Genomic DNA, 21,882 nt, shown 5'->3' with positions numbered 1-21,882 from the left:
GGTGCGACGCGGGCGCCTACCCGAACCAGGTGATCGCCTGGCCGTGTCCGCGGCTCCAGGCCAGCGGCTTTCCGTCGAGCGCGAGCACGTTGTGGAACCCGCCCGGCGGTTGTTCCGGCAGCGCGGCGTACGGCAGCACGTCGGGGTCCTCGTTGGCGATCCAGTGCCCAGGCAGCGCGCGGACCACCTCGGCGAACGCCTCCCGGCGCGGCGGCGGCACCTGGTACAGCACCGAGGTGTGGAACACCACCAGGGTCGCGTCCCGGGGCGCCCGCGCGGCCAGCGCCGGCAGGTCGTCCACCAGGTCACCCCGCACCAGCAGCGGTGGGTCGGCCGCGGCGACGGCCGCCGCGGCCCGCAACCGCTCCCGACGGTGCCCGTGCTCCGGCCAGATGAGCGCGTCGAGCCGCGCCACGTCGTCCGGGTCGGTCACGTCGAGCGGGTTGAGGTCCAGGCCGGCCCGCCACACCACCTCGGGCCGGCCAGCCGGGGGCGCCGTCCCGGCGATCGCGCAGTCGAGGACCGGTTCACCCGCCCCGAGCAGGTGGTCGCCGTAGCGGTAGGCGTACCGGTCGGGGTAGAGACACAGGCCCGCGGAGGTGCCGACCTCCAGCAGCGCCAGGGGCTGCGGCAGCGACGCCAGCACCGGCAGGAGTACGGCACACCGGCCCGGCTCGTTCGTCTGCGTGGCCCGGACCCGGAGCTGCGCCTCGATGGCCGGCCAGTTGGCCAGCACGTGATCGTGGAAGGCCGCCGGGTCCTCGACCGGGCCGCCGAGCAGCCGGACCACGGCGAAGAGCAGGTTCGGCTGGCGCTTGGCCGGCGGCAGGGTGTCGATCCTGCCCAGCAGCTCGTCGTCGCGGGCGACCGCCTCCGACAGCCGCTCGTACGCGGGCGACACCCCGCGCGCCTCCCGGGTGGCGAAGGTGGCGTAGCGGTCCGCAGTGGTCATGGCCCGAGCATCCCAGCCGGAGGCGGTCGCCTGCGACGTGAGATTCGTCCCCGGAGTCGGTCTCAGACGCCGCGAGCGCGGCAGGGAAATCCCCTGCCGCGCTCGCGAACGGTCGTACGTCAGCTGCAGCCGCTGGTGGAGCCGCAGCCCTCGCAGACGTAGCAGCTACCGGCGGGCCGCATCTTGGTGCCGCAGGTGAAGCAGAGCGGCGCGTCCGCGGCCTTGCCGATCACGGCCTCGAGCAGTTCGGTGCTGGAGCCCACCGACGGCGCCGGCTTGACGGCGGCCACCTCGGCCACCTCCTGCTTCGGCTGGGCGACCGCCTTCGGCTCGGGCGCCTCGACCGGGGCGGAGGCGGCCATCGCGGTGAGGTCCGCACCGCTCGCCTCCGCCTCCGCCTCGGCCGCGAGCTGGGCGGCCCGCTCCTTGGCGGTGAAGATGCCCAGCTCGGCGCGGCGCTCGTACGGCAGGAAGTCCAGGGCCAGGCGACGGAAGATGTAGTCCATCACCGAGGCCGCCATCCGCACGTCCGGGTCGTCGGTCATGCCGGCCGGCTCGAAGCGCATGTTGGTGAACTTGCTGACGTACGTCTCCAGCGGGACGCCGTACTGGAGACCGATGGAGATGGCCACCGAGAAGGCGTCCATCACGCCGGCCAGGGTCGAGCCCTGCTTCGACATCTTGAGGAAGACCTCGCCGAGGCCGTCGTCCGGGTACGACGAGGCGGTGAGGTAACCCTCGGCGCCGCCGACCGAGAACGAGATGGTCTCCGACGGGCGCTTCTTCGGCAGCCGCTTGCGGACCGGCCGGTACTCGACGACCTTCTCCACGACCTTCTCGACCTCGGCTGCCGGGGCCTGGGTCTCGGCGGCGGTCTTGTTGGACTTGGCCACCGAGAGCGGCTGGCCGACCTTGCAGTTGTCCCGGTAGATCGCCAGCGCCTTGAGGCCGAGCTTCCAGCCCTCGAAGTAGATCTTCTCGACGTCCTCGACGGTGGCCTGCTCGGGCATGTTGACCGTCTTGGAGATCGCGCCGGAGACGAACGGCTGGATTGCCGCCATCATCCGCACGTGGCCCATCGGGGCGATCGACCGCTCCCCCATGGCGCAGTCGAAGACCGGGTAGTGCTCCGGCTTGAGGCCCGGGGCGTCCACCACGTGGCCGTGGTCGGCGATGTGCTCGACGATCGCCTCGACCTGCTCCTCGGGGTAGCCGAGGCTGCGCAATGCGCGCGGCACGGTCTGGTTGACGATCTGCATCGAGCCGCCGCCGACCAGCTTCTTGAACTTGACCAGCGCCAGGTCCGGCTCCACGCCGGTCGTGTCGCAGTCCATCATGAAGCCGATGGTGCCGGTCGGCGCGAGGACGCTGGCCTGCGAGTTGCGCCAGCCGTTCTTGTCACCGATCTTGTTGCCGAGCGTCCACTGCCTGGTGGCCTCGCGCTGGACGGCGGTGGCCACGGTGCCGGTCGGCTTGATGGCGTCGTTGGCGGCGGCGTGCTTGCGCATGACCCGCTTGTGCGGCTCCGCGTTGCGGGCGTAGCCGTCGTACGGGCCGACGACGCCGGCCAGCTCGGCGGAGCGGCGGTAGGCGGTGCCGGTCATCAGCGAGGTGATCGCCGCGGCGACCTCCCGGCCCTGCTCCGAGTCGTACGGAAGGCCGGAGGCCATCAGCAGGGCGCCGAGGTTGGCGTAGCCGATGCCGAGCTGCCGGTAGGCGCGGCTGGTCTCACCGATCTTCTCGGTCGGGAAGTCGGCGAAGCAGATCGAGATGTCCATCGCGGTGATGACGAACTCGACCGACTTGACGAACTTCTCCACCTCGAAGCCGCCGTCGGCGCGCATGAACTTCATGAGGTTCAGCGAGGCCAGGTTGCACGAGGAGTTGTCCAGGTGCAGGTACTCCGAGCACGGGTTCGACGCGGTGATCCGCCCGGTCTCCGGGCAGGTGTGCCAGTCGTTGATGGTGTCGTCGTACTGCAGGCCGGGGTCGGCACACTCCCAGGCGGCCTGGGAGATGCTGCGGAACAACTTCTTGGCGTCGATCGTTTCGATGACCTGGCCGTCGAGCCGGCCGCGCAGGTCGAAGCCGCCGCCGTTCTCCACCGCGGTCATGAACTCGTCGGAGACCCGGACCGAGTTGTTGGCGTTCTGGTACTGCACGCTGACGATGTCGGCGCCGCCCAGGTCCATGTCGAAGCCGGCGTCCCGCAGCGCGCGGATCTTGTCCTCCTCGCGCGCCTTGGTGACCACGAACTCCTGGATGTCCGGGTGGTCCACGTCGAGGATGACCATCTTGGCCGCCCGCCGGGTGGCGCCGCCGGACTTGATGGTGCCGGCGGAGGCGTCCGCGCCGCGCATGAAGCTGACCGGGCCGGAGGCGTTGCCGCCGGAGGACAGCAGCTCCCGGGAGGAGCGGATCCGGGACAGGTTGACGCCAGAGCCGGAGCCGCCCTTGAAGATCAGCCCCTCCTCCTTGTACCAGTCGAGGATGGAGTCCATCGAGTCGTCGACGGCCAGGATGAAGCAGGCGCTGACCTGCTGCGGCGACGGCGTTCCGACGTTGAACCAGACCGGCGAGTTGAAGCTGAACACCTGGTGCAGCAGCATCCAGGTCAGCTCGTGCGCGAACACCTCGGCGTCGGCCGGGGTGGCGAAGTAGCCGTACTCCTCACCGGCGGTGCGGTAGGTGCCGACCACCCGGTCGATCAGCTGCTTGAGCGACCACTCCCGCTCCGGGGTCCCCACCGCGCCCCGGAAGTACTTGGTGGTCACGATGTTGGCCGCGTTGACCGACCAGGACTCGGGGAACTCCACCCCGCGCTGCTCGAAGTTGATCGAACCGTCCCGCCAGTTCGTCATCACGACGTCGCGGCGCTCCCAGGTGACCTCGTCGTAGGGATGCACCCCCTCGGTCGTCCAGACGCGCTCGATCTTCAGCCCGGTCCCGGCCTTGTTCCGTGACTTGCTGGTCGTCACGCCTCGCCCCCCTCGTCAGCGCGGTCACCCACCGCGCGTCGTCAAACTGTCAGAAATCCGTGAAACTCAACTGGTCGCGCCGGCGGCCTCGACGGCCCCGGCACCCTCCCGGGCGCGCGCGGCGGCCCGCAGCGTCTCGATCTCGCGCTCGAAGTCGGCGAGCGAGTCGAAGGAGCGGTAGACGCTCGCGAACCGCAGGTAGGCCACCTCGTCGAGGTCGCGCAGCGGCCCGAGGATGGCCAGCCCGACCTCGTGGCTGGGCAGCTCGGCGGCCCCCTTGGCCCGGACGGTCTCCTCGACCTTCTGCGCGAGCAGCGCGATGGAGTCGTCGTCGACCGGCCGGCCCTGGCACGCCTTGCGCACCCCACCGATGATCTTGGTGCGGCTGAACGGCTCGGTCACCCCGCTGCGCTTGACCACCGCGAGCACCGCCTCCTCGACGGTGGTGAACCGCTTGCCGCACTCCGGGCAGGACCGCCGCCGCCGGATGAGCTGGCCGTCGTCGGCCTCCCGCGAGTCGACCACCCGGGAGTCGGCGTGCCGGCAGTACGGACACCGCATCGCCTGACCTCCTTCTTTCGACCGCGGTCCACCGGCCGCCTCCGGGCACGCCTCGGCGCGGCGGTGCCACCTCTCGATGGCCCCCGCCGGGTCGGCGGTGCGGGAGTGCGGTCGGTAACCGGACCCAACCTGTAGGCGACTTACGCCCATGTAACCACAACATCTAGGGGTCGACCGTATGCCGTCGCACTAGCGAGGTCAAGTTGAACCGCGTGTCCGGCGCGTCATCAGAATCACTCGCCCATGCCACCCCGTCCCCGGCGTACCGAGGAACCCAACGGCCGGCGGCCGACGGGGTCACGGGACGCCGGGATAGAACATTCGTTCGAGAGCGACGTACCATTTATCAGAACAGGCGTTCGGAAATCCAGGATTTCGGCACGACACGCCGACAACAGGTCGTACAGATGTTTGAAAATGGCCGATCTCACCTATACGGTCAACAACGACCGGACGCGGCGGATCGCGGCGGACCGGTCGCCAGCACCACCTGAGCACGCACCACGAGCCGACGAGGCACCCAGCGCCGACCAGGGAGGACGGACGTGACCGAGGACCGGGCCAGCCGGCAGAAGAACCCGCAGCCGATCGACGGGGCGGGTCCGCCGGCGACCCGTCGACCCCGCACCGCGCGCAGCCGGGCGGCCCAGCCCGCCGTGCGCCCGGTCACCCCGGTGGTCAGCAGCTTCCCCGACCCGGCGACGGTCGACCTCACGGCCCGCCAGCGCCGGATCCTGGAGTTCATCCGCACCTGGGTGGAGCGGCACGGCTACCCGCCGAGCGTGCGCGAGATCGGCGAGGCGGTCGGCCTGGTCTCCCCGTCGAGCGTCGCCTACCAGCTCAAGGAGCTGGAGAAGAAGGGCTTCCTGCGCCGCGACCCGAACCGGCCGCGCGCCGTGGACGTCCGGGCCCCCGGCGACATCGACGACGAGGCGGCCCGCGCCCAGCGCCCCGCACCGGCCTACGTGCCGATGCTGGGCCGGATCGCCGCCGGTGGCCCGATCCTGGCCGAGCAGGCGGTGGAGGACATCTTCCCCCTCCCCCGCGAGCTGGTCGGTGAGGGCGAGGTCTTCATGCTCCAGGTCAAGGGCGACTCGATGCTCGACGCGGCGATCTGCGACGGCGACTGGGTGGTGGTCCGGCAGCAGCCGACCGCCGAGGTGGGCGACATCGTGGCGGCCATGCTCGACGGCGAGGCGACGGTGAAGACCTACCGGCGGCGCGACGGGCACGTCTGGCTGATGCCGCAGAACCCGGCCTTCGACCCGATCCCGGGCGACGACGCCACCATCATGGGTCGCGTGGTCGCCGTGCTGCGCCGCATCTGAGGCGAGAAGAAAGGGGGTGAGCGCCGGTTCCGGCGGTCACCCCCTTTTTCGTGCGCTCAGTAGCGGTCGCCCCGGTACTCCCGGCCGCCGCCGGAGACCTGGCCGTACTGCTGGCCCCGGTCGCCGTAGCCGTTGTCGCGGCGGCCTCCGCGCGGGTCGGGTTCACGACGCGGCGGTTCGCCCCGGCCCGGGCCGTAGCCTCCGCCGCCCGGCCGGCCGCCGCCGTAGCCGCCACCGCCCGGGGCTCCGCCGCCGCCGTAGACGCCGCCGCCCTGGGGGCGACCACCGCCCTGCGGGCCGCCGCCGTAGACCCCGCCACCGCGACCGCCGCCCTGCGGGCGACCACCGCCGTAGACCCCGCCGGCCGGGCGGGCGCCGTTCGCCGGGGCGCCGCCGTAGACCCCACCCTGGCCGCCACCGCCGCCGTAGACCCCACCGCGCGGCGGGGCGTCGGGCCGGTTGCCCGGCGGAGGGAAGCCGGAGCCGGCCGGGAACGTGTCGCCCGGCCCGTCGGTCGGCCCGGCGGGCGGCGCCGGCTTGCGCCGGGCCCGCAGGATGCCGAAGATGCCCGCGCCGACCAGGAGCGCGCCGAGCACGCCCACCGCCGCGATCAGGTACGTGATCTCGTCGAGGGTGAGGCCCTCGATCCAGGACTTCTCCGCGGCCGGCTTGGTCACGTCGTTGCCGGCGTTGGGCAGCGCCTCGACCCCGGTGGTGGCCGGGGTGTAGCTGAGGATGTCGATCGGGTCCGCGGCGTCCAGCAGGCCGCCGTCGGAGACGGTGAGGAAGGTCTTCCCGTCGGGCGTGTAGGCGATGGCCTCGCCGAACGGGTCCGCGAGCGGGGTGACCCGGGGCTTGCCGGTGGTCAGCGCGGCGACGATGTTGCCGCCGGTCACGTCGAACTCGAAGGCGTCGCCGTAGGTGCGCAGCACGACCTTGCTGCCGTCGGGCGAGCGGGCCGCGCCGGTGACCAGCAGCCGGCCCGGCGCGCCCAGCTTGTTCTCGGTGTTGGTCTTCGGGAGGGTGACCTCGCCGACCTTCTTCATCGGGATGGCCTCGAGGTCACCGCTGCTCTTGAACTTCGCCGTCGGCGTGAAGATCTCCGACTTGCCGGACAGGTCCTTGGTGATGACCAGCGGCAGGTTGTCGTCGCCGACGAGCAGCGCCTCGGAGTCGTGCGGCTCGTTGCCCGGGTAGGTCAGCCGGTGCAGCACCGGCTGCTTGGACCCGCTCAGCGGCATGGTCCAGATTGCGACCCGATCCCGTCGGGTCTTGGCCTCGACGTTGTCGCCGGTGTCGGCGATCCAGAGGGTCTTCTTGTCCGGCCCGACGGCCAGGTCCTCGGTGTCGCGGGGCCCGGGATCCGAGTAGCGGACCGGGTCCTTGGCGATCTTGCACTTGGTGTCGAGGAAGAAGATCCGCTCGCGGCTCTCGATCTCGCTGCCGTCGTTGATCACGACGTAGCCGGTGCTGGTGGCGACGAGGCCGGACAGCTCCCGGAGGCGCTCGTCCTCGACGGTGCACTTCTTCTTGGGAGCCGCGGCCAGCACGGGGGCCGCGGCGGGAGCCGCCAGGGCGAGCCCGGCCGGCGCCACGACCGCGCCGACGAGGCTCAGCGCGATCGTGACCGAGGAGACAGCGTGCCGCATGGCGCCAAGTGTCGCACGGCCCGGGTTTCGGGCGGGTGACGCCGGACGGCTTACCGCCCGGCGCCCACCCGTTCGTCGCTGGTGAGCCGGTCCCCCGCGCGGTACGGCGCGAGCTCGGCGGCCAGCGCCTGGCCCACCCGGACGTGCAGCAGCGTGCCCTCGGGCAGGTGCGCCGTGCTGAGCACCTCGCCCTGCCGGTGCACCCGGGCCACCAGGTCGCCCCGGTCGTACGGGAGCACCGCCCGGACCTCGACGGCCGGCCGGGGCAGCCGCTTCTCGATCGCCTCGCGCAGCCCGTCGATCCCGCGCCCGTTGTGGGCGGAGACCAGGACCGCCTCCGGCCAGAGCCGCTTGAGCCGCAGCAGCGTCTCCTCGTCGGTGGCGTCGGTCTTGTTGACCACCAGCAGCTCGGGCAGCCGGTCGGCGCCCACCTCGGCGAGCACCTCGCGGACCGCCCGGACCTGCTCCTCCGGGTCCGGGTGGGTGCCGTCGACCACGTGCACCACCAGGTCGGCGTCGGCGACCTCCTCCAGCGTCGAGCGGAACGCCTCGACGATCTGGTGCGGCAGGTGCCGGACGAACCCGACCGTGTCGGAGAGGGTGTAGAGCCGGCCGTCGGAGGTGGTGGCCCGGCGGGTGGTCGGGTCCAGGGTGGCGAACAGGGCGTTCTCCACCAGCACGCCCGCCCCGGTGAGGCGGTTGAGCAGGCTGGACTTGCCGGCGTTGGTGTAGCCGGCGATGGCCACCGCGGGCACCGCGTTGCGGGACCGGCGGGCACGCTTGGTCTGGCGTACCGTCGTCATGCTCTTGATCTCGCGGCGCAGCCGTGCGATGCGGTGCCGGATCCGGCGTCGGTCGGTCTCGAGCTTGGTCTCACCGGGACCGCGCAGGCCCACGCCGCCGCCGGCGCCACCGCCGCGGCCGCTACCACCGGTCTGCCGGGAGAGGGTCTCACCCCAACCACGCAGTCGCGGCAGCAGGTATTCGAGCTGGGCCAGCTCGACCTGCGCCTTGCCCTCGCGGCTCTTGGCGTGCTGGGCGAAGATGTCGAGGATCAGGGCGGTCCGGTCGACCACCTTGACCTTGGTGCGCTGCTCCAGGTTGCGCAGCTGCGAGGGAGACAGCTCACCGTCGCAGATGACCGTGTCGGCGCCGGTGGCGAGCACCACCGCGCCCAGGTCGTCGACCTTGCCCCGACCGATGTACGTCGCCGGGTCCGGCCGGTTGCGCCGCTGGATCAGCCCCTCGAGCACCTGCGAGCCGGCCGTCTCGGCCAGCGCCGCGAGCTCGGTGAGGCTGTTGTCCGCGTCGTCCTGGGTCCCCTCGGTCCAGACGCCCACGAGGACGACCCGCTCCAGCCGGAGCTGGCGGTATTCGACCTCGGTGATGTCGGTGAGTTCGGTGGAGAGGCCGGGGACCCGCCGCAGCGCCTGCCGCTCCGACAGCTCGTATTCACCGGTGGTGGCCTCGAGCTCGTCGTCCTCGTAGGGAAGGAAGGTCTCCTGCTCTCGCAAACCGCGACTCCTGTCCGTTATGTCTTTTGTCGGGGCATTTCCCGTTCGCATGAGCATCCTGACATGTCCCAACGCCCGACGCACCCGCTATATGCCCGTGGCGCTACTAACCAGTAGCGGGGTCGGATGCCGACCGACCTGGGCGGGCGAGTAGAAATGCCAGGCGAGCCGCTCAGCGCCGACGGAGGAGTTCTACGTGGCCAATACCCGACTGCCGAGTGCCGGATTCTCGATCACGATCCGGATCGCGGTACCCGCGGACGCCTCCTCCATCGGGCGGCTGACCACCGCGGCGGGCGAGGCGGGCGCCATCGTCACCGCGCTGGACGTGGTCGACTCCGACCCGGCCCACGTGATCGTCGACCTCACCTGCGACACCGCCGACGCCGGCCACGCCGACCAGGTGGTCGACGCCCTGACCGCGCTCGACGGGGTGGACGTCCGCAAGGTCTCCGACCGGACCTTCCTGCTGCACCTGGGCGGCAAGATCGAGGTCAACTCGAAGGTTGCGCTGCGCAACCGTGACGAACTGTCCCGGGCGTACACCCCGGGGGTGGCCCGGGTCTGCATGGCGATCGCCGAGAACCCGGCCGACGCCCGCCGGCTCACCATCAAGCGCAACACGGTCGCCGTGGTCAGCGACGGCTCGGCCGTGCTCGGCCTGGGCAACCTCGGGCCGGCCGCCTCGCTGCCCGTGATGGAGGGCAAGGCCGCGCTGTTCAAGCGCTTCGGCGGGGTGGACGCCTGGCCGGTGGTGCTGGACACCCAGGACACCGACGAGATCGTGCAGATCGTCAAGGCGATCGCGCCCGCGTACGGGGGCATCAACCTGGAGGACATCGCCGCGCCGCGCTGCTTCGAGATCGAGGCCCGGCTCCGCGAGGCGCTGGACATCCCGGTCTTCCACGACGACCAGCACGGCACCGCGATCTGCGTGCTGGCCGCGCTGACCAACGCGCTGCGCGTCGTGGGCAAGCAGCTCTCGGACGTCCGGGTCGTGGTCTCCGGCGCCGGCGCGGCCGGCACCGCGATCATGAAGCTGCTGCTGCGGCAGGGCGTGGGCGACATCATCGCGTACGACCGGCAGGGCGCCCTGCACCGCGGGCTGCCCGACCTCAACCCGGCCTGGCAGTGGCTGGCCGACCACACCAACAAGGAGAACTACTCCGGCGACCTGCCCGGCGCGGTACGGGGCGCGGACGTCTTCATCGGGGTGAGCGCGCCGAACCTGCTCACCGGCGAGGACATCGCCACCATGGCCAAGGACGCGATCGTCTTCGCGCTGGCCAACCCCGACCCGGAGGTGGACCCGCGGGAGGCGCGCAAGTACGCCGCCGTGGTCGCCACCGGCCGGTCCGACCAGCCGAACCAGATCAACAACGTGCTCGCCTTCCCGGGCGTCTTCCGCGGCATGCTCGACGCGCACGCCGAGGAGTTCACCGAGGAGATGGCGATCGCGGCGGCCCGCGCCATCGCGGACGTGGTCGGCGAAGACAAGATCAACCCGACGGTGATCGTGCCCAGCGTCTTCGACTCCCGGGTCGCTCCCGCGGTGGCGGCCGCGGTGCGCGCCGCCGCCCAGAACCCGACCGCGACGCCCGCGCCGGCCGCCGACCCCGGCCCGGCCGACCTCCCCGAGATCGCCGCCAACGCCAGCGCCACCCCCTGACGGCCCTCCGGGTGCGTCCGTCGTCGCCGCGCCAGCGCCAGCCGGGTGGGAGACACGTTCCACCCTCGGATGCCGGGTTGAGGCTGGTCGGGCGGTTGGCGATGGAGTGGGCGCGCTCGAACGGTCAGGTTGCGAGGGTCGTCGCGGTGATCTCGCCGGTGGCGACCAGGACGGCCGGGCCGGAGAGCCAGCAGGTGTCGTCGGTGACCGTGACGGTGAGGCGGCCGCCGGGAACGTCGACGGTCATCGTGCCGGTCTCCCGGCCGGCGTCGCGCAGCGCCACCGCGGCCACCGCGCAGGCGCCGGTACCGCAGGAGAGCGTCTCGGCCGAGCCCCGCTCGTAGACCCGCATGAGCACGTGCCCGTCGGTGCCCTCGACCGGCTCGGCCGGGGTGGTGAACTCGACGTTCACCCCCGACGGGAAGACCGACGGGTCGACGTCGGGCGCCCGGGTGAGGTCCAGGCCGCCCAGGTCCAGGCTGGCGGGCAGGGCGCAGACCAGGTGCGGGTTGCCCACGTCCACCGCCGCGCCGGTCAGGGTGAGCCCGCCCACGGTGGCGGTGGCGGTGTCGTAGAGCCGGGGGCGGCGCATCTCGACGGCCACGTCGGCCCCCTCGACCCGGGCGCGGACCAGGCCGGCCCGGGTGGCCACCGGCAGCGCCGCGCCGGACGGGGCGGCCAGCCCGGTCTCCAGCAGGTAGCGGACGAAGACCCGGGCCCCGTTGCCGCACATCTCGGCCACCGAGCCGTCGGAGTTCCAGTAGTCCATGAACCACTCGGCCTCGCCGGCCAGCGCGACGCCCTCCGGGTGCTTGGCGGCGCGTACCACGCGCAGCACGCCGTCGCCGCCGACGCCGCGCCGCCGGTCGCAGAGCGCGGCGACCAGGCCGGGCGTCAGGTCGAGCGCCCCGTCCGGGTCGGGCAGGATGACGAAGTCGTTGCCGGTGCCGTGGCCCTTGGTGAACTCCACACCTCCATCATTCCCGATGCTCGGCCACCACCCGCAGCGCAGTGTCGACAAACGCGGGCGACGCCGAATCCAGCCAGTGGATCCGCGGGTCACGGCGGAACCAGGAGCGCTGCCGGCGCACGAACCGCCGGGTGGCCCGGATGGTCTCCTCGTACGCCTCGGTCTCGGTCAACTCCCCGGCCAGGAAGCGCAGCACCTGCTGGTAGCCGAGCGCCCGGCTGGCCGTACGCCCCTCGGGCAGGCCCGCACCGACCAGGGTCCGCGTCTCGGCGACCAGGCCGTCGGCCCACATCCGGTCCACCCGCAGCGCGATCCGCTCGTCGAGCAGCGCGGTGTCCAGGTCGACGCCGAGCTGCACCGACGGGTAGTACGGAGTCGGCTCGGGCAGCGACGCGGTGAACGGCGCGCCGGTCAGCTCGACGACCTCCAGAGCCCGGACGATGCGCCGGCCGTTGCTCGGCAGGATGCCGGCCGCGGCCACCGGGTCGGCCTCGGCGAGCCGGGCGTGCAGCGGGGCCGGGCCGACCGCGGCCAGCTCCGCCTCCAGCCGCTCCCGCACCGCCGGGTCGGTGCCGGGGAACTCGAACTGCTCCAGCACCGCCCGCACGTAGAGCCCGGAGCCGCCCACCAGCAGCGGCAGCCTCCCCCGCGCCAGGATGTCGTCAACCGCCGCGCGGGCCAGCTTCTGGTATTCGGCCACGCTGGCCGGCTCGGTCACCGGCCAGATGTCGAGCAGGTGGTGCGGCACACCCTCCCGCTCGGCCGGGGTCAGCTTGGCCGTGCCGATGTCCATGCCCCGGTAGAGCTGCATCGAGTCGGCGTTGACCACCTCGCCGTCGAGGGCGTGCGCCAGGGCGATGCTCAGCGCCGACTTGCCCGCCGCGGTCGGCCCGACCACGGCCACCACGGTCCGGGTCACTGCGGTTCCCAGTTCGCCACGAAGTAGGCAACGCCGTAGGGAACCTCCTGGTAGCCGAGGTCGCCGCGCCAGTCGCCGCCCGCCGCCCGGACCGCGCCGGCCAGCACCTGCCACGGCGCCCGCCCGGCGACCTTCAGCTCCGCCGACAGCACCGGGTCCAGGCCGAGCAGGGCCTCGACGTCCGCGCCGGCCAGGGCCGCGGCGACCCCCTCGTCGTACGCGGGCGCGCGCGGATCGTCGTAGCCGGGTGCCTTCACCCCCCGGCAGGCCGACCCGTCCCCGAGCACCAGCAGCGCGGTCCGCCCGTCCGGCTCGGCGACCAGGGCGGCGCCGAGGGCGGCGCACTCGGCCGGGGAGGCGTCGGCGGCGACGGACCGGGCCAGCCGGGGCAGCTCGGTGCCGGACCGGTTCACCAGCCAGGCGCCGATGGTCAGGCTCAGTGGCAGCACCTCGGCCCCGGAGCAGGCCACCTTCCACAAGCGCACCGGCCGGTCGAGTCCGTAGCCACGCAGCGAGCCGGAGTCGGCGGCGCCGAAAGCCCTGCTCTCCGGCCCGGCCCCGACCAGCAGGATCACCTCCGGATCGGCGGCGAGCAGCCGGGCCACGGCCGCGTCGGCGGCGGCGCGGAGGTCGTCCAGCTCGGGCGCGGCGGCGCCGGCCAGCTCGGGCACGATCAGGGGCGGGTGGGGGCAGACGGCGGCGGCGACCAGAGGCACCGGTCCAACCTATCCGTATCCCCCGGTGCGTCCCCGCGCCGATCCGGTCATCGAGGCGCTACGACACCGTATGGTCACGGTCGACGACGGGCGCTCGACACGGACCGGGTCGGACCTGTGACAATGCCGGGAGAAACTTTGCTGCGCCGTGGCGGCGATCGCGGGAGGTGTCCCGTCGACGCCGGGAGAACGAGGATGGGCACATGAGCGACTGGACTGCCTTCGGACGGGTGGACGAGGACGGCACCGTCTACGTCAAGACCGCCGAGGGCGAGCGGGTGGTCGGATCCTGGCAGGCAGGGGCACCGGAGGAAGGGCTCGCACACTTCGCCCGGCGCTTCGCCGACCTGGTGACGGAGGTGGACCTGACCGAGGCCCGGCTCAACTCGGGCGCGGCGGACGCCGGCCACTCGCTGACCACGATCCGCCGGATCCGCGCCTCCCTGCCCGAGGCGCACGTCGTCGGGGACATCGACGCCCTGGCCGCCCGCCTGGACAAGCTGGCCGCGGTGGCCGAGGAGAAGGCCGGCGAGGCGCGGGCCGCCCGGGACGCCGCCCGCGGTGAGGCGCTCGCCCGCAAGACCGCCCTGGTCGAGGAGGCGGAGAAGCTGGCCGCCGAGTCGACCGGCTGGAAGACCGCCGGCGACCGGCTCAAGGAGATCCTCGACGAGTGGAAGACCATCCGCGGGGTCGACAAGAAGGCCGACGGTGAGCTGTGGAAGCGGTTCGCCGCCGCCCGCGACGGCTTCACCCGCCGCCGGGGCGCCCACTTCGCCTCCCTGGATCAGCAGCGCAAGCAGGCGCAGGGGATCAAGGAGGAACTGGTCGCCGAGGCCGAGAAGCTCAAGGAGTCGACCGACTGGGGCGTCACCGCCAACCAGCTCAAGGACCTGATGGCCCAGTGGAAGGCCGCGCCGCGCGCCTCCAAGGAGGCCGAGCAGAAGCTCTGGGAACGGTTCCGGGCGGCGCAGGACGACTTCTTCACCCGGCGCAGCGAGGTCTTCTCGGCGCGTGACAACGAGCAGCGCGCCAACCTGGAGCGCAAGCAGGCCCTGCTCGCCGAGGCCGAGGCGCTCGACGTCGACGGCGACCCGAAGGGCGCCCAGGCGAAGCTGCGGGAGATCCAGGCGCAGTGGCACGAGGCCGGCCGGGTGCCCCGTGAGGCCGCCGCCGGGCTGGAGCGCCGGCTGCGCGCCGTGGACGACAAGGTCCGAGAGGTCATGGACTCGGCGTGGCGGCGTACCTCCAAGGAGGACAACCCGCTGCTGGCCCAGATGCGGGCCCAGGTCGCCGAGGCCGAGGACCGGCTGGCCCGGGCGCAGGCGGCCGGCGACGCCCGCCGGATCAAGGAGGCCGAGCAGGCGCTCGCCTCGAAGCGGCAGTTCCTCCAGCTGGCCGAGCAGGCCGGCTGAGTCGAGCTTCACCGGGAGCCCCCGGTCCCGCCTCGGGACCGGGGGCTCCTCCGTGTCCGCCGCCGGGCACGGGAAAGCGCCTTCTCGGCGCGCCCCCGGGTCGACCGGTTGACGCATCGAGGTGAGCTGATCAAAATGGGCGGCAGAGCCAGGTTCCGCACCGGCGCGAGGGCACGACGGCACGACCCGCCGTCGGGATTCGCCGGTGCCTTTCTCCGCGAGTGGCCGTCCACACGACACGGCCCGACGCGCGCTGTCCGCGTACTCGATGACGAGCGGGCCGTCCCCCTTGGTCTTTCCGCCCGCGGCGCTCGCGCGGCGCGGGCATCCGAAGTGGAGCTCGCCATGCACCGACCCACCGCCCTCGGCGGCGCCCTCGCGGCGCTCGCCACCGCCGCGGCCGGCGTTCTCGTCGCCGCCGCCGTCAGCACCACCCCGGCCGCCGCCGCCACCGGCGGGACCGGCACCGGCTACCTGCACACCAGCGGCAACAAGATCGTCGACAGCACGGGGGCCACTGTCCGGCTCACCGGCATCAACTGGTTCGGCATGGAGACCGACAACAAGACCTTCCACGGTCTGTGGTCGAGCAACCCGTGGCGCGGCCAGCTCGACACCATGGCCCGGCTGGGCTACAACACGCTGCGCATCCCCTACTCGAACGACGCGCTGAAGCCGGGCGCGACGGCCACCGGCATCAACGACTTCGTCAACCCGGACCTGGTCGGGCTCTCCCCGTTGCAGATCCTCGACAAGGTCATCGACTACGCCGGCAGCAAGGGGATGCGGGTCATCCTCGACCGGCACCGGCCCACCTCGGCCGGGCAGTCGCCGCTCTGGTACACCTCGACGGTCTCCGAGGCGACCTGGATCGCCGACTGGAAGATGCTCGCCCAGCGGTACGCGAACAACCCCACGGTGATCGGGGCGGACCTGCACAACGAGCCGCACGCCGAGGGCACCAACCCGGCGGCCACCGGCGCCTGTTGGGGCTGCGGCGACACCGCCCGGGACTGGCGGCTCGCCGCCGAGCGGGCCGGCAACGCGATCCTCGGGGTGCAGCCGAACTGGCTGATCTTCGTGGAGGGGGTGAGCTGCCCGAGCGGCGGCCTGTCGAACGTCTGGGACAACGACACCAGCAACGACGAGGACTGCGGCTGGTGGGGCGGCAACCTGTCGAAGGCGGGGCAGTTCCCGGTCCGGCTGAACGTGGCCAACCGGCTGGTCTACTCCCCGCACGAGTACGCCACCTCGGTCTACCACCAGACCTGGTTCGACGACCCGAGCTACCCGGCAAACATGCCGGCCATCTGGGACAAGTACTGGGGTTACCTCTACAAGCAGAACCTCGCGCCGATCATGATGGGCGAGTTCGGCAGCACCCTTCAGGACCCGAAGGACAAGGTCTGGCTGCAGAACCTGATGGCCTACACGGGGACCGGGGTGACCGGGATGTCCTTCACCTACTGGTCGTGGAACCCGAACTCGGGTGACACCGGCGGCATCGCCAACGACGACTGGACCACCATCAACCAGGCCAAGCAGGACATCCTCCAGCCCTACCTGATCCCGCCGGTGGGTGGGGGCGGCACCAGCAGCCCGTCGCCGACCGGCACCCCGAACACGTCGCCGGCGCCCACCACGCCGGCCCCGACCGGCGGCTGCACCGCGACCTACAAGCAGACCAACGCCTGGCAGGGTGGTTTCCAGGGCGAGCTGACGGTGAAGAACAGCGGCACCGGCACGGTGAACCCGTGGTCGGTGACCTGGACCTGGCCGTCCGGGGTCACCCTGGGCAGCGGTTGGAACGCGACCGTCACCCAGTCCGGCGGCACGATCACCGCGGCCGCGCCGACCTGGGCGCCGTCGCTCGCACCGGGCGCCTCGGTGACCATCGGCTTCACCGCGAACGGCGCGGCCTCCGCGCCCGCGTCGGTGAAGCTCAACGGCACCGCCTGCTGACCCGCGACGGCCGGGGCCTCCGCGTGGAGGCCCCGGCCGTCGGCGGTCGGTCAGTGCGCGGCGCAGCCGCCGGTGGGCGCGGGCACCGCGGCCGGCGCGCCGATCGTCGGCAGCCCGAGCAGGACCCCCGGGGTACGCGGGGCGCGCCCCGCCTCGGCCGCGTCGCCGGCCCGGGTACGCCGGTGCGACAGCGGCTCCCCGTCGGCGTTGAGGTGGTGCGGGGCGGCATAGGTGACCGTGGTGTGCACGATGTCGCCGGGGCGGACCTGCCCGGCGAGCGAGCCGGCGTCGAAGTGCACGAGCCGGCCGTCCCGGGCCCGGCCGGACAGCCGGCCGGTGCGCTCGTCCTTGCGCCCCTCGCCGACCGCGACCAGCACCTCGACGGTCTCCCCGACCAGCTTCCGGTTCTCCGCCCAGGTGATCTCCTCCACGCAGGCGATCAGCCGCTCGTACCGCTCCTGCACGACCTGCTTGGGCAGCTGGCCGTCCATGGTCGCGGCCGGGGTGCCGGGGCGCTTGGAGTACTGGAAGGTGAACGCCGACGAGAAGCGGGCCGCGCGGACCACGTCGAGGGTGCGCTCGAAGTCGGCGTCGGTCTCACCGGGGAAGCCGACGATGATGTCGGTGGTGATCGCCGCGTCCGGCATCGCGGCCCGGACCTTCTCGATGATCCCCAGGTACTTCTCGGAGCGGTACGAGCGGCGCATGGCCCGCAGCACGTCGTCGGAGCCGGACTGGAGCGGCATGTGCAGCGAGTGGCAGACGTTGGGCGTCTCGGCCATCGCGGCGATCACGTCGTCGGTGAAGTCCTTCGGGTGCGGGCTGGTGAACCGGACCCGCTCCAGCCCCTCGACGTCGCCGCAGGCGCGCAGCAGCTTGCCGAAGGCGTACCGGTCGCCGAACTCGACGCCGTAGGAGTTGACGTTCTGCCCGAGCAGGGTCACCTCCAGCACGCCCTCGTCGACCAGGGCGCGCACCTCGGAGAGGACGTCGCCGGGGCGGCGGTCCTTCTCCTTGCCGCGCAGCGACGGCACGATGCAGAACGTGCAGGTGTTGTTGCAGCCCACCGAGATCGACACCCAGCCGGCGTACGTCGACTCGCGCCGGGTCGGCAGCGTGGACGGGAAGACGTCGAGGGATTCGAGGATCTCCACCTCGGCGGCGGTGTTGTGCCGGGCCCGCTCCAGCAGCACCGGCAGCGAGCCGATGTTGTGCGTGCCGAAGACGACATCCACCCAGGGCGCCTTGCGGACGATCTCGCCGCGGTCCTTCTGGGCCAGGCAGCCGCCCACGGCGATCTGCATCCCGGGGTGCTTGTCCTTCACGGGGCGCAGGTGACCCAGGTTGCCGTAGAGCCGGTTGTCGGCGTTCTCCCGGACGGCGCAGGTGTTGAACACCACTACGTCGGGCTGCTCGTCGGCCTCGGCGGCGCGCACGTAACCGGCCTGTTCGAGCAGGCCGGAAATGCGCTCGGAGTCGTGCACGTTCATCTGGCAGCCGTACGTGCGCACCTGGTAGGTGCGCGGGCTGCCCGCGGCTGCGGTAGTCATGACCCGGACAGCGTATCCGGCCACCGCCACGCTCCTGAACCAGCTGGTGGTCCGGGGCAGCAGCCGGCGGCCCGGGCCTGCGCCCGGGGCCGGCCCCCTCGCCGCCGGTCAGGCGGCGGCGAGGGCCGGGGCGACCGAGTCGGGCGCCCACCGGGAGCGGTGACACTGCGACCAGCCCCGGCAGCGGGGGTCCGCCACGGTGCAGAGCCGCTGGTCGCTGAGGACCTCGCCGTCGTCGGTCTCGACCACGTCGAAGTGCACCGGCCGGATCGTGCCGTCCGGGGCGACCAGCAGGTGCCGCCCGGCGTCGAGGGTGTCGTCGCGCATCAGGCAGTTGCGGTCCAGCAGCCGGGCCAGCGCCGCGATGCTGGGCAGCTCGGGCAGGCGCTCGGGCACGCCGTAACAGTCGACCATGGTGCCGTACACGCCGGGCGCCTCCCACACGTCGCAGACCACCGCGTACGCGGGAAGTCGGACCGGGTCGGCGACGGCGAGGGGCATCACCACCCGGCCGAGCGCCTCGGCCAGCGCCGGGTAGACCTCCACCGGCGCCGCGCCGTCGATTCTCCAGTTCCACAGCTCGGTCATGCCGCCTCCTCGCTGCGCTCGTCCCACCGGCCTCCGGATCGGGCCTTACTGACGATGGTGGGGTGCATATGACCTCAGCCGGGTGCAAGTTACCGGTCTGTGACCATTCCGGGCAGAATTTCCTCGGGCGACGTTGCCCAGAGTAGCGGGAAGATGACAGTTTATCGGGTATGGTGCCGCCTTCGCGGCTGGAATCCCCGGGGATCGCGCCCGGCGCGGGAACCCGACACCGCTCCTCAGCGGACCCGGATCAGGTGCTCGCTCGCCGGCAGCAGCTCACCGACCACCGTGCCGCCCGGGACCTCGCCCGCGACCAGCAGCCCGCCCGAGGTCTGCGCGTCGGCCAGCAGCAGCCGCTCCCCCTCGTCCACCCCGCCGAAGTCCGTCCACGGGGTCACCCAGTCGAGGTTGCGCCGGGTGCCGCCGCTCACGTACCCGTCGCGCAGCGCCTCCCGGGCGCCGGGCAGGTAGGGCACCGCGGCCGCGTCGATCGCCACGGTGAGGCGGCTGGCCCGGGCCAGCTTCGAGGCGTGCCCGAGCAGCCCGAACCCGGTGATGTCGGTGCCGCAGCGGATCCCGGCCGCGACGGCCGCCCGGGCCGCGTCCCGGTTGAGCCGGGCCATCGAGGCGACCGCCTCCGGAAAACGCTCGCCGGTCCGCTTGTGCCGGGTGTTCAGCACGCCGACGCCGAGCGGCTTGGTCAGCGACAGCGGCAGGCCGGCCCGGCCGGCGTCCAGGGTGATCAGCTCCTCGGGCCGGACCACCCCGGTGACCGCCAGGCCGTACTTCGGGCCGTCGTCGTCCACGCTGTGCCCGCCGGCCAGGTGGCAGCCGGCCTCCCGGGCCACGTCCTGACCGCCGCGCAGCACCTCGCGGGCCAGCTCCAGCGGCAGCACCTCGCGGGGCCAGCAGAGCAGGTTGAGCGCCACGAGCGGGGTGCCGCCCATGGCGTACACGTCGGAGAGCGCGTTGGCGGCGGCGATCCGCCCCCAGTCGTACGCGTCGTCGACCACCGGGGTGAAGAAGTCGGCGGTGCTGACCAGGCCGGTGCGCTCGTCGAGCCGGACCACCGCGGCGTCGTCGCCGTGCTCCAGACCGACCAGCAGTTCGGCGGCGCCGGTAGCCGGCGCGAGGCCAGCGACCATCGTCTCCAGCTCGCCCGGCGGGATCTTGCAGGCGCACCCGCCGCCGCGGGCGTAATCGGTCAGCCGGAGCCGGTCAGTCATCCCCACATGATCTCCGTGAACCGCGGTGGCCGCCACTCGGACGCCCCGTTCCGTGACGGAATTCGGACTCACGGGTACGGCCGTGACCGGTGTTACCGCTCCGTGACCATTCGAGTTGCGTTCCGCCACTTCACCCCGCCTACAGTGGCCCAACCGGGGGTCTCGCGACCCCGCTTTCCGTATGGACGACAGGGACGGTGAACGACGTGACGACGGGCGAACCGCTGATCGTGCTCGACGGGGTGAACAAGTGGTTCGGCCCGCTGCACGTGCTGGACGACGTCTCGCTCTCCGTCGGCAGGGGCGAGGTGGTCGTGGTCATCGGCCCGTCCGGCTCCGGCAAGTCGACGCTCTGCCGGGCGATCAACCGGCTGGAGCCGATCAACTCGGGCACCATCACCTTCGACGGCACCCCGCTGCCGGCCGAGGGCAAGTCGCTGGCCAAGCTGCGCAGCGAGGTCGGCATGGTGTTCCAGTCGTTCAACCTCTTCGCGCACAAGACCATCCTGGAGAACGTCACGCTGGGCCCGGTCAAGGTGCGCCGGGAGAAGCCGGCCGCCGCCCGCGAGCGCGGCCTGGCCCTGCTCGACCGGGTCGGCATCGCCAACCAGGCGGACAAGTACCCGGCGCAGCTCTCCGGCGGCCAGCAGCAGCGGGCGGCCATCGCCCGCGCGCTGGCCATGCAGCCCAAGGCGATGCTCTTCGACGAGCCCACCAGCGCGCTCGACCCGGAGATGGTCGGCGAGGTGCTGGAGGTGATGACCTCGCTGGTCCGCGACGGCATGACCATGGTCGTGGTCACCCACGAGATGGGCTTCGCCCGGCACGCGGCCAACCGGGTGATCTTCATGGCCGACGGCAGGCTCGTCGAGGACGCGCCGCCGGCCGAGTTCTTCGCCAACCCGCGCAGCGAGCGGGCCAAGGACTTCCTCTCCAAGATCCTCACGCACTGAGCGTCCGTAGTGGAGCGCGCCGTCCCCCGGCGGCTCTTTCGAAGAAGGAGATGAGTATGCGTATGAAGCGCGTGGCGGCAGTCGCCGCGGCGGCGACCTTGGCGCTCGGCATGAGCGCCTGTGGCGGCGACGGGGACGGCGGCTCCGGCAGCAGCGGGGCCAAGGGCATCGTCGGCAAGGCGCAGAACCAGAAGAAGCTGGTCATCGGCGTGAAGGCCGACCAGCCGGGCCTGGGCCTGCAGACCGGCAGCCAGTACGAGGGCTTCGACATCGAGATCGGCAAGATCGTGGCCAAGGGCCTCGGCGTCGACGCGAACAACATCGAGTGGAAGACCACCGTGTCGTCCAACCGCGAGCCCTTCATCCAGCAGGGCACCGTCGACCTGGTCGTGGCGACCTACACGATCAACGACGAGCGCAAGCAGAAGGTCAACTTCGCCGGCCCGTACTTCATCGCCGGTCAGGACCTGCTGGTCAAGGCGGACTCCACCCTCACCGGGCCGGAGGCGCTGGACGGGAAGACGGTCTGCTCGGTGACCGGCTCCACTCCGGCCAAGCGGATCCAGACGGACCACCCGAAGGCGAAGCTCCAGCAGTTCGACTCGTACTCCAAGTGCCTGCCGCTGCTGGAGAACGGCCAGGTCGACGCGGTGACCACCGACGACATCATCCTCGCCGGCTACGCCGCGCAGTCCCAGTACGCCGGCAAGTTCAAGGTGGTCGGCAAGCCCTTCTCCACCGAGCCCTACGGCATCGGCCTGAAGAAGGACGACAAGGACGGCTGCGAGAAGGTCAACGAGATCCTCAAGGCCGCCGCCGCGGACGGCACCTACAAGGCCGCCTGGGACGCCACCCTGGGCAAGAGCGGCAAGGCCGCACCCGAGCTGGACACCACCAAGCTGACCAACTGCGGCAGCGTCTGACCGGTTCCGGGG

The 21,882-nt window shown here is 72.2% G+C and carries 17 protein-coding genes; 6 read left to right on the top strand and 11 right to left on the bottom strand.

Annotated features, from left to right (window positions below; all coding sequences use genetic code 11):
• Window positions 1–16: 16 nt before the first annotated feature.
• The 3 genes from AC0OLQ_RS09245 to nrdR form a co-directional block, all read right to left on the bottom strand.
• Window positions 17–952 (bottom strand): DUF2332 domain-containing protein, encoded by a 936-nt coding sequence (locus AC0OLQ_RS09245; protein WP_484530983.1) that lies wholly within the window; start codon window positions 950–952, stop codon window positions 17–19.
• A 119-nt stretch (window positions 953–1,071) separates the two neighbouring features.
• A complete protein-coding gene (locus AC0OLQ_RS09240; protein ID WP_484530982.1) occupies window positions 1,072–3,930 on the bottom strand; it encodes a vitamin B12-dependent ribonucleotide reductase in 2,859 nt (952 codons plus the stop codon).
• A 66-nt stretch (window positions 3,931–3,996) separates the two neighbouring features.
• Window positions 3,997–4,491 carry a transcriptional regulator NrdR gene (gene nrdR, locus AC0OLQ_RS09235; protein WP_357339625.1) on the bottom strand — a complete coding sequence of 165 codons (495 nt, stop codon included), beginning with the start codon at window positions 4,489–4,491 and terminating at the stop codon, window positions 3,997–3,999.
• A gap of 545 nt (window positions 4,492–5,036) precedes the next feature.
• Here nrdR and lexA point away from each other — a divergent pair.
• Window positions 5,037–5,819 carry a transcriptional repressor LexA gene (gene lexA, locus AC0OLQ_RS09230; RefSeq protein WP_484530981.1) on the top strand — a complete coding sequence of 261 codons (783 nt, stop codon included), beginning with the start codon at window positions 5,037–5,039 and terminating at the stop codon, window positions 5,817–5,819.
• A 56-nt stretch (window positions 5,820–5,875) separates the two neighbouring features.
• On the opposite strand, the gene AC0OLQ_RS09225 is transcribed toward lexA, so the two are convergent.
• Together AC0OLQ_RS09225 and hflX are read right to left on the bottom strand one after the other, a co-directional pair.
• Complete coding sequence (locus AC0OLQ_RS09225; protein WP_484530980.1) at window positions 5,876–7,468, bottom strand: hypothetical protein; 1,593 nt, start codon at window positions 7,466–7,468, stop codon at window positions 5,876–5,878.
• A gap of 50 nt (window positions 7,469–7,518) precedes the next feature.
• The gene (hflX, locus tag AC0OLQ_RS09220) at window positions 7,519–8,982 is read right to left on the bottom strand and encodes a GTPase HflX (protein WP_484532303.1); all 1,464 of its coding nucleotides are present in this window, start codon (window positions 8,980–8,982) and stop codon (window positions 7,519–7,521) included.
• Between the two features lie 196 nt (window positions 8,983–9,178).
• Here hflX and AC0OLQ_RS09215 point away from each other — a divergent pair, with 196 nt between their 5' ends.
• Window positions 9,179–10,651 (top strand): NAD-dependent malic enzyme, encoded by a 1,473-nt coding sequence (locus AC0OLQ_RS09215; protein WP_357339633.1) that lies wholly within the window; start codon window positions 9,179–9,181, stop codon window positions 10,649–10,651.
• Window positions 10,652–10,775: 124 nt separating this feature from the next.
• Here AC0OLQ_RS09215 and dapF read toward each other — a convergent pair whose 3' ends face one another.
• The 3 genes from dapF to AC0OLQ_RS09200 are packed head-to-tail and all read right to left on the bottom strand — an operon-like array spanning window position 10,776 to window position 13,256.
• The gene (gene dapF / locus AC0OLQ_RS09210; RefSeq protein WP_484530979.1) at window positions 10,776–11,621 is read right to left on the bottom strand and encodes a diaminopimelate epimerase; all 846 of its coding nucleotides are present in this window, start codon (window positions 11,619–11,621) and stop codon (window positions 10,776–10,778) included.
• 7 nt (window positions 11,622–11,628) lie between these two features.
• A complete protein-coding gene (gene miaA / locus AC0OLQ_RS09205; RefSeq protein WP_484530978.1) occupies window positions 11,629–12,540 on the bottom strand; it encodes a tRNA (adenosine(37)-N6)-dimethylallyltransferase MiaA in 912 nt (303 codons plus the stop codon).
• A complete protein-coding gene (locus AC0OLQ_RS09200; protein ID WP_484530977.1) occupies window positions 12,537–13,256 on the bottom strand; it encodes a class III extradiol dioxygenase subunit B-like domain-containing protein in 720 nt (239 codons plus the stop codon). Before AC0OLQ_RS09200 ends, miaA begins: the two co-directional genes overlap by 4 nt.
• Window positions 13,257–13,459: 203 nt before the next feature.
• Between AC0OLQ_RS09200 and AC0OLQ_RS09195 the strand changes: the two genes are divergently transcribed.
• Together AC0OLQ_RS09195 and AC0OLQ_RS09190 are read left to right on the top strand one after the other, a co-directional pair.
• On the top strand, window positions 13,460–14,668 hold the full coding sequence (locus tag AC0OLQ_RS09195; RefSeq protein WP_484530976.1) for a DUF349 domain-containing protein: 1,209 nt from the start codon (window positions 13,460–13,462) through the stop codon (window positions 14,666–14,668).
• Window positions 14,669–15,013: 345 nt separating this feature from the next.
• On the top strand, window positions 15,014–16,630 hold the full coding sequence (locus AC0OLQ_RS09190; protein WP_484530975.1) for a cellulase family glycosylhydrolase: 1,617 nt from the start codon (window positions 15,014–15,016) through the stop codon (window positions 16,628–16,630).
• Between the two features lie 50 nt (window positions 16,631–16,680).
• On the opposite strand, the gene miaB is transcribed toward AC0OLQ_RS09190, so the two are convergent.
• The 3 genes from miaB to selD all read right to left on the bottom strand — a co-directional run bounded on the left by miaB (window position 16,681) and on the right by selD (window position 19,994).
• Complete coding sequence (gene miaB / locus AC0OLQ_RS09185; protein ID WP_484530974.1) at window positions 16,681–18,180, bottom strand: tRNA (N6-isopentenyl adenosine(37)-C2)-methylthiotransferase MiaB; 1,500 nt, start codon at window positions 18,178–18,180, stop codon at window positions 16,681–16,683.
• Window positions 18,181–18,288: 108 nt separating this feature from the next.
• Window positions 18,289–18,768 carry a hypothetical protein gene (locus AC0OLQ_RS09180; protein WP_357339649.1) on the bottom strand — a complete coding sequence of 160 codons (480 nt, stop codon included), beginning with the start codon at window positions 18,766–18,768 and terminating at the stop codon, window positions 18,289–18,291.
• 236 nt (window positions 18,769–19,004) lie between these two features.
• On the bottom strand, window positions 19,005–19,994 hold the full coding sequence (selD, locus tag AC0OLQ_RS09175; RefSeq protein ID WP_357339655.1) for a selenide, water dikinase SelD: 990 nt from the start codon (window positions 19,992–19,994) through the stop codon (window positions 19,005–19,007).
• Window positions 19,995–20,191: 197 nt separating this feature from the next.
• Here selD and AC0OLQ_RS09170 point away from each other — a divergent pair, with 197 nt between their 5' ends.
• A complete protein-coding gene (locus AC0OLQ_RS09170; RefSeq protein WP_484530973.1) occupies window positions 20,192–20,947 on the top strand; it encodes an amino acid ABC transporter ATP-binding protein in 756 nt (251 codons plus the stop codon).
• A 56-nt stretch (window positions 20,948–21,003) separates the two neighbouring features.
• The gene (locus AC0OLQ_RS09165; protein WP_484530972.1) at window positions 21,004–21,870 is read left to right on the top strand and encodes a glutamate ABC transporter substrate-binding protein; all 867 of its coding nucleotides are present in this window, start codon (window positions 21,004–21,006) and stop codon (window positions 21,868–21,870) included.
• Window positions 21,871–21,882 lie beyond the last annotated feature (12 nt).

The sequence above is a fragment of the Micromonospora sp. Utrum1 genome (genome assembly GCF_057197805.1).
The sequence above is the reverse complement of the archived record's forward strand: the minus strand, read 5'-3'. Positions and strand labels throughout refer to the sequence as shown.

Excerpts from the sequence above, each read along its gene's own strand:
- miaB (WP_484530974.1), bottom strand. The coding sequence starts at position 18,180 with ATGACTACCGCAGCCGCGGGCAGCCCGCGCACCTACCAGGTGCGCACG.
- AC0OLQ_RS09190 (WP_484530975.1), top strand. The coding sequence starts at position 15,014 with ATGCACCGACCCACCGCCCTCGGCGGCGCCCTCGCGGCGCTCGCCACC.
- nrdR (WP_357339625.1), bottom strand. The coding sequence starts at position 4,491 with ATGCGGTGTCCGTACTGCCGGCACGCCGACTCCCGGGTGGTCGACTCG.
- AC0OLQ_RS09245 (WP_484530983.1), bottom strand. The coding sequence starts at position 952 with ATGACCACTGCGGACCGCTACGCCACCTTCGCCACCCGGGAGGCGCGC.
- selD (WP_357339655.1), bottom strand. The coding sequence starts at position 19,994 with ATGACTGACCGGCTCCGGCTGACCGATTACGCCCGCGGCGGCGGGTGC.
- AC0OLQ_RS09225 (WP_484530980.1), bottom strand. The coding sequence starts at position 7,468 with ATGCGGCACGCTGTCTCCTCGGTCACGATCGCGCTGAGCCTCGTCGGC.
- AC0OLQ_RS09195 (WP_484530976.1), top strand. The coding sequence starts at position 13,460 with ATGAGCGACTGGACTGCCTTCGGACGGGTGGACGAGGACGGCACCGTC.
- AC0OLQ_RS09165 (WP_484530972.1), top strand. The coding sequence starts at position 21,004 with ATGCGTATGAAGCGCGTGGCGGCAGTCGCCGCGGCGGCGACCTTGGCG.
- AC0OLQ_RS09180 (WP_357339649.1), bottom strand. The coding sequence starts at position 18,768 with ATGACCGAGCTGTGGAACTGGAGAATCGACGGCGCGGCGCCGGTGGAG.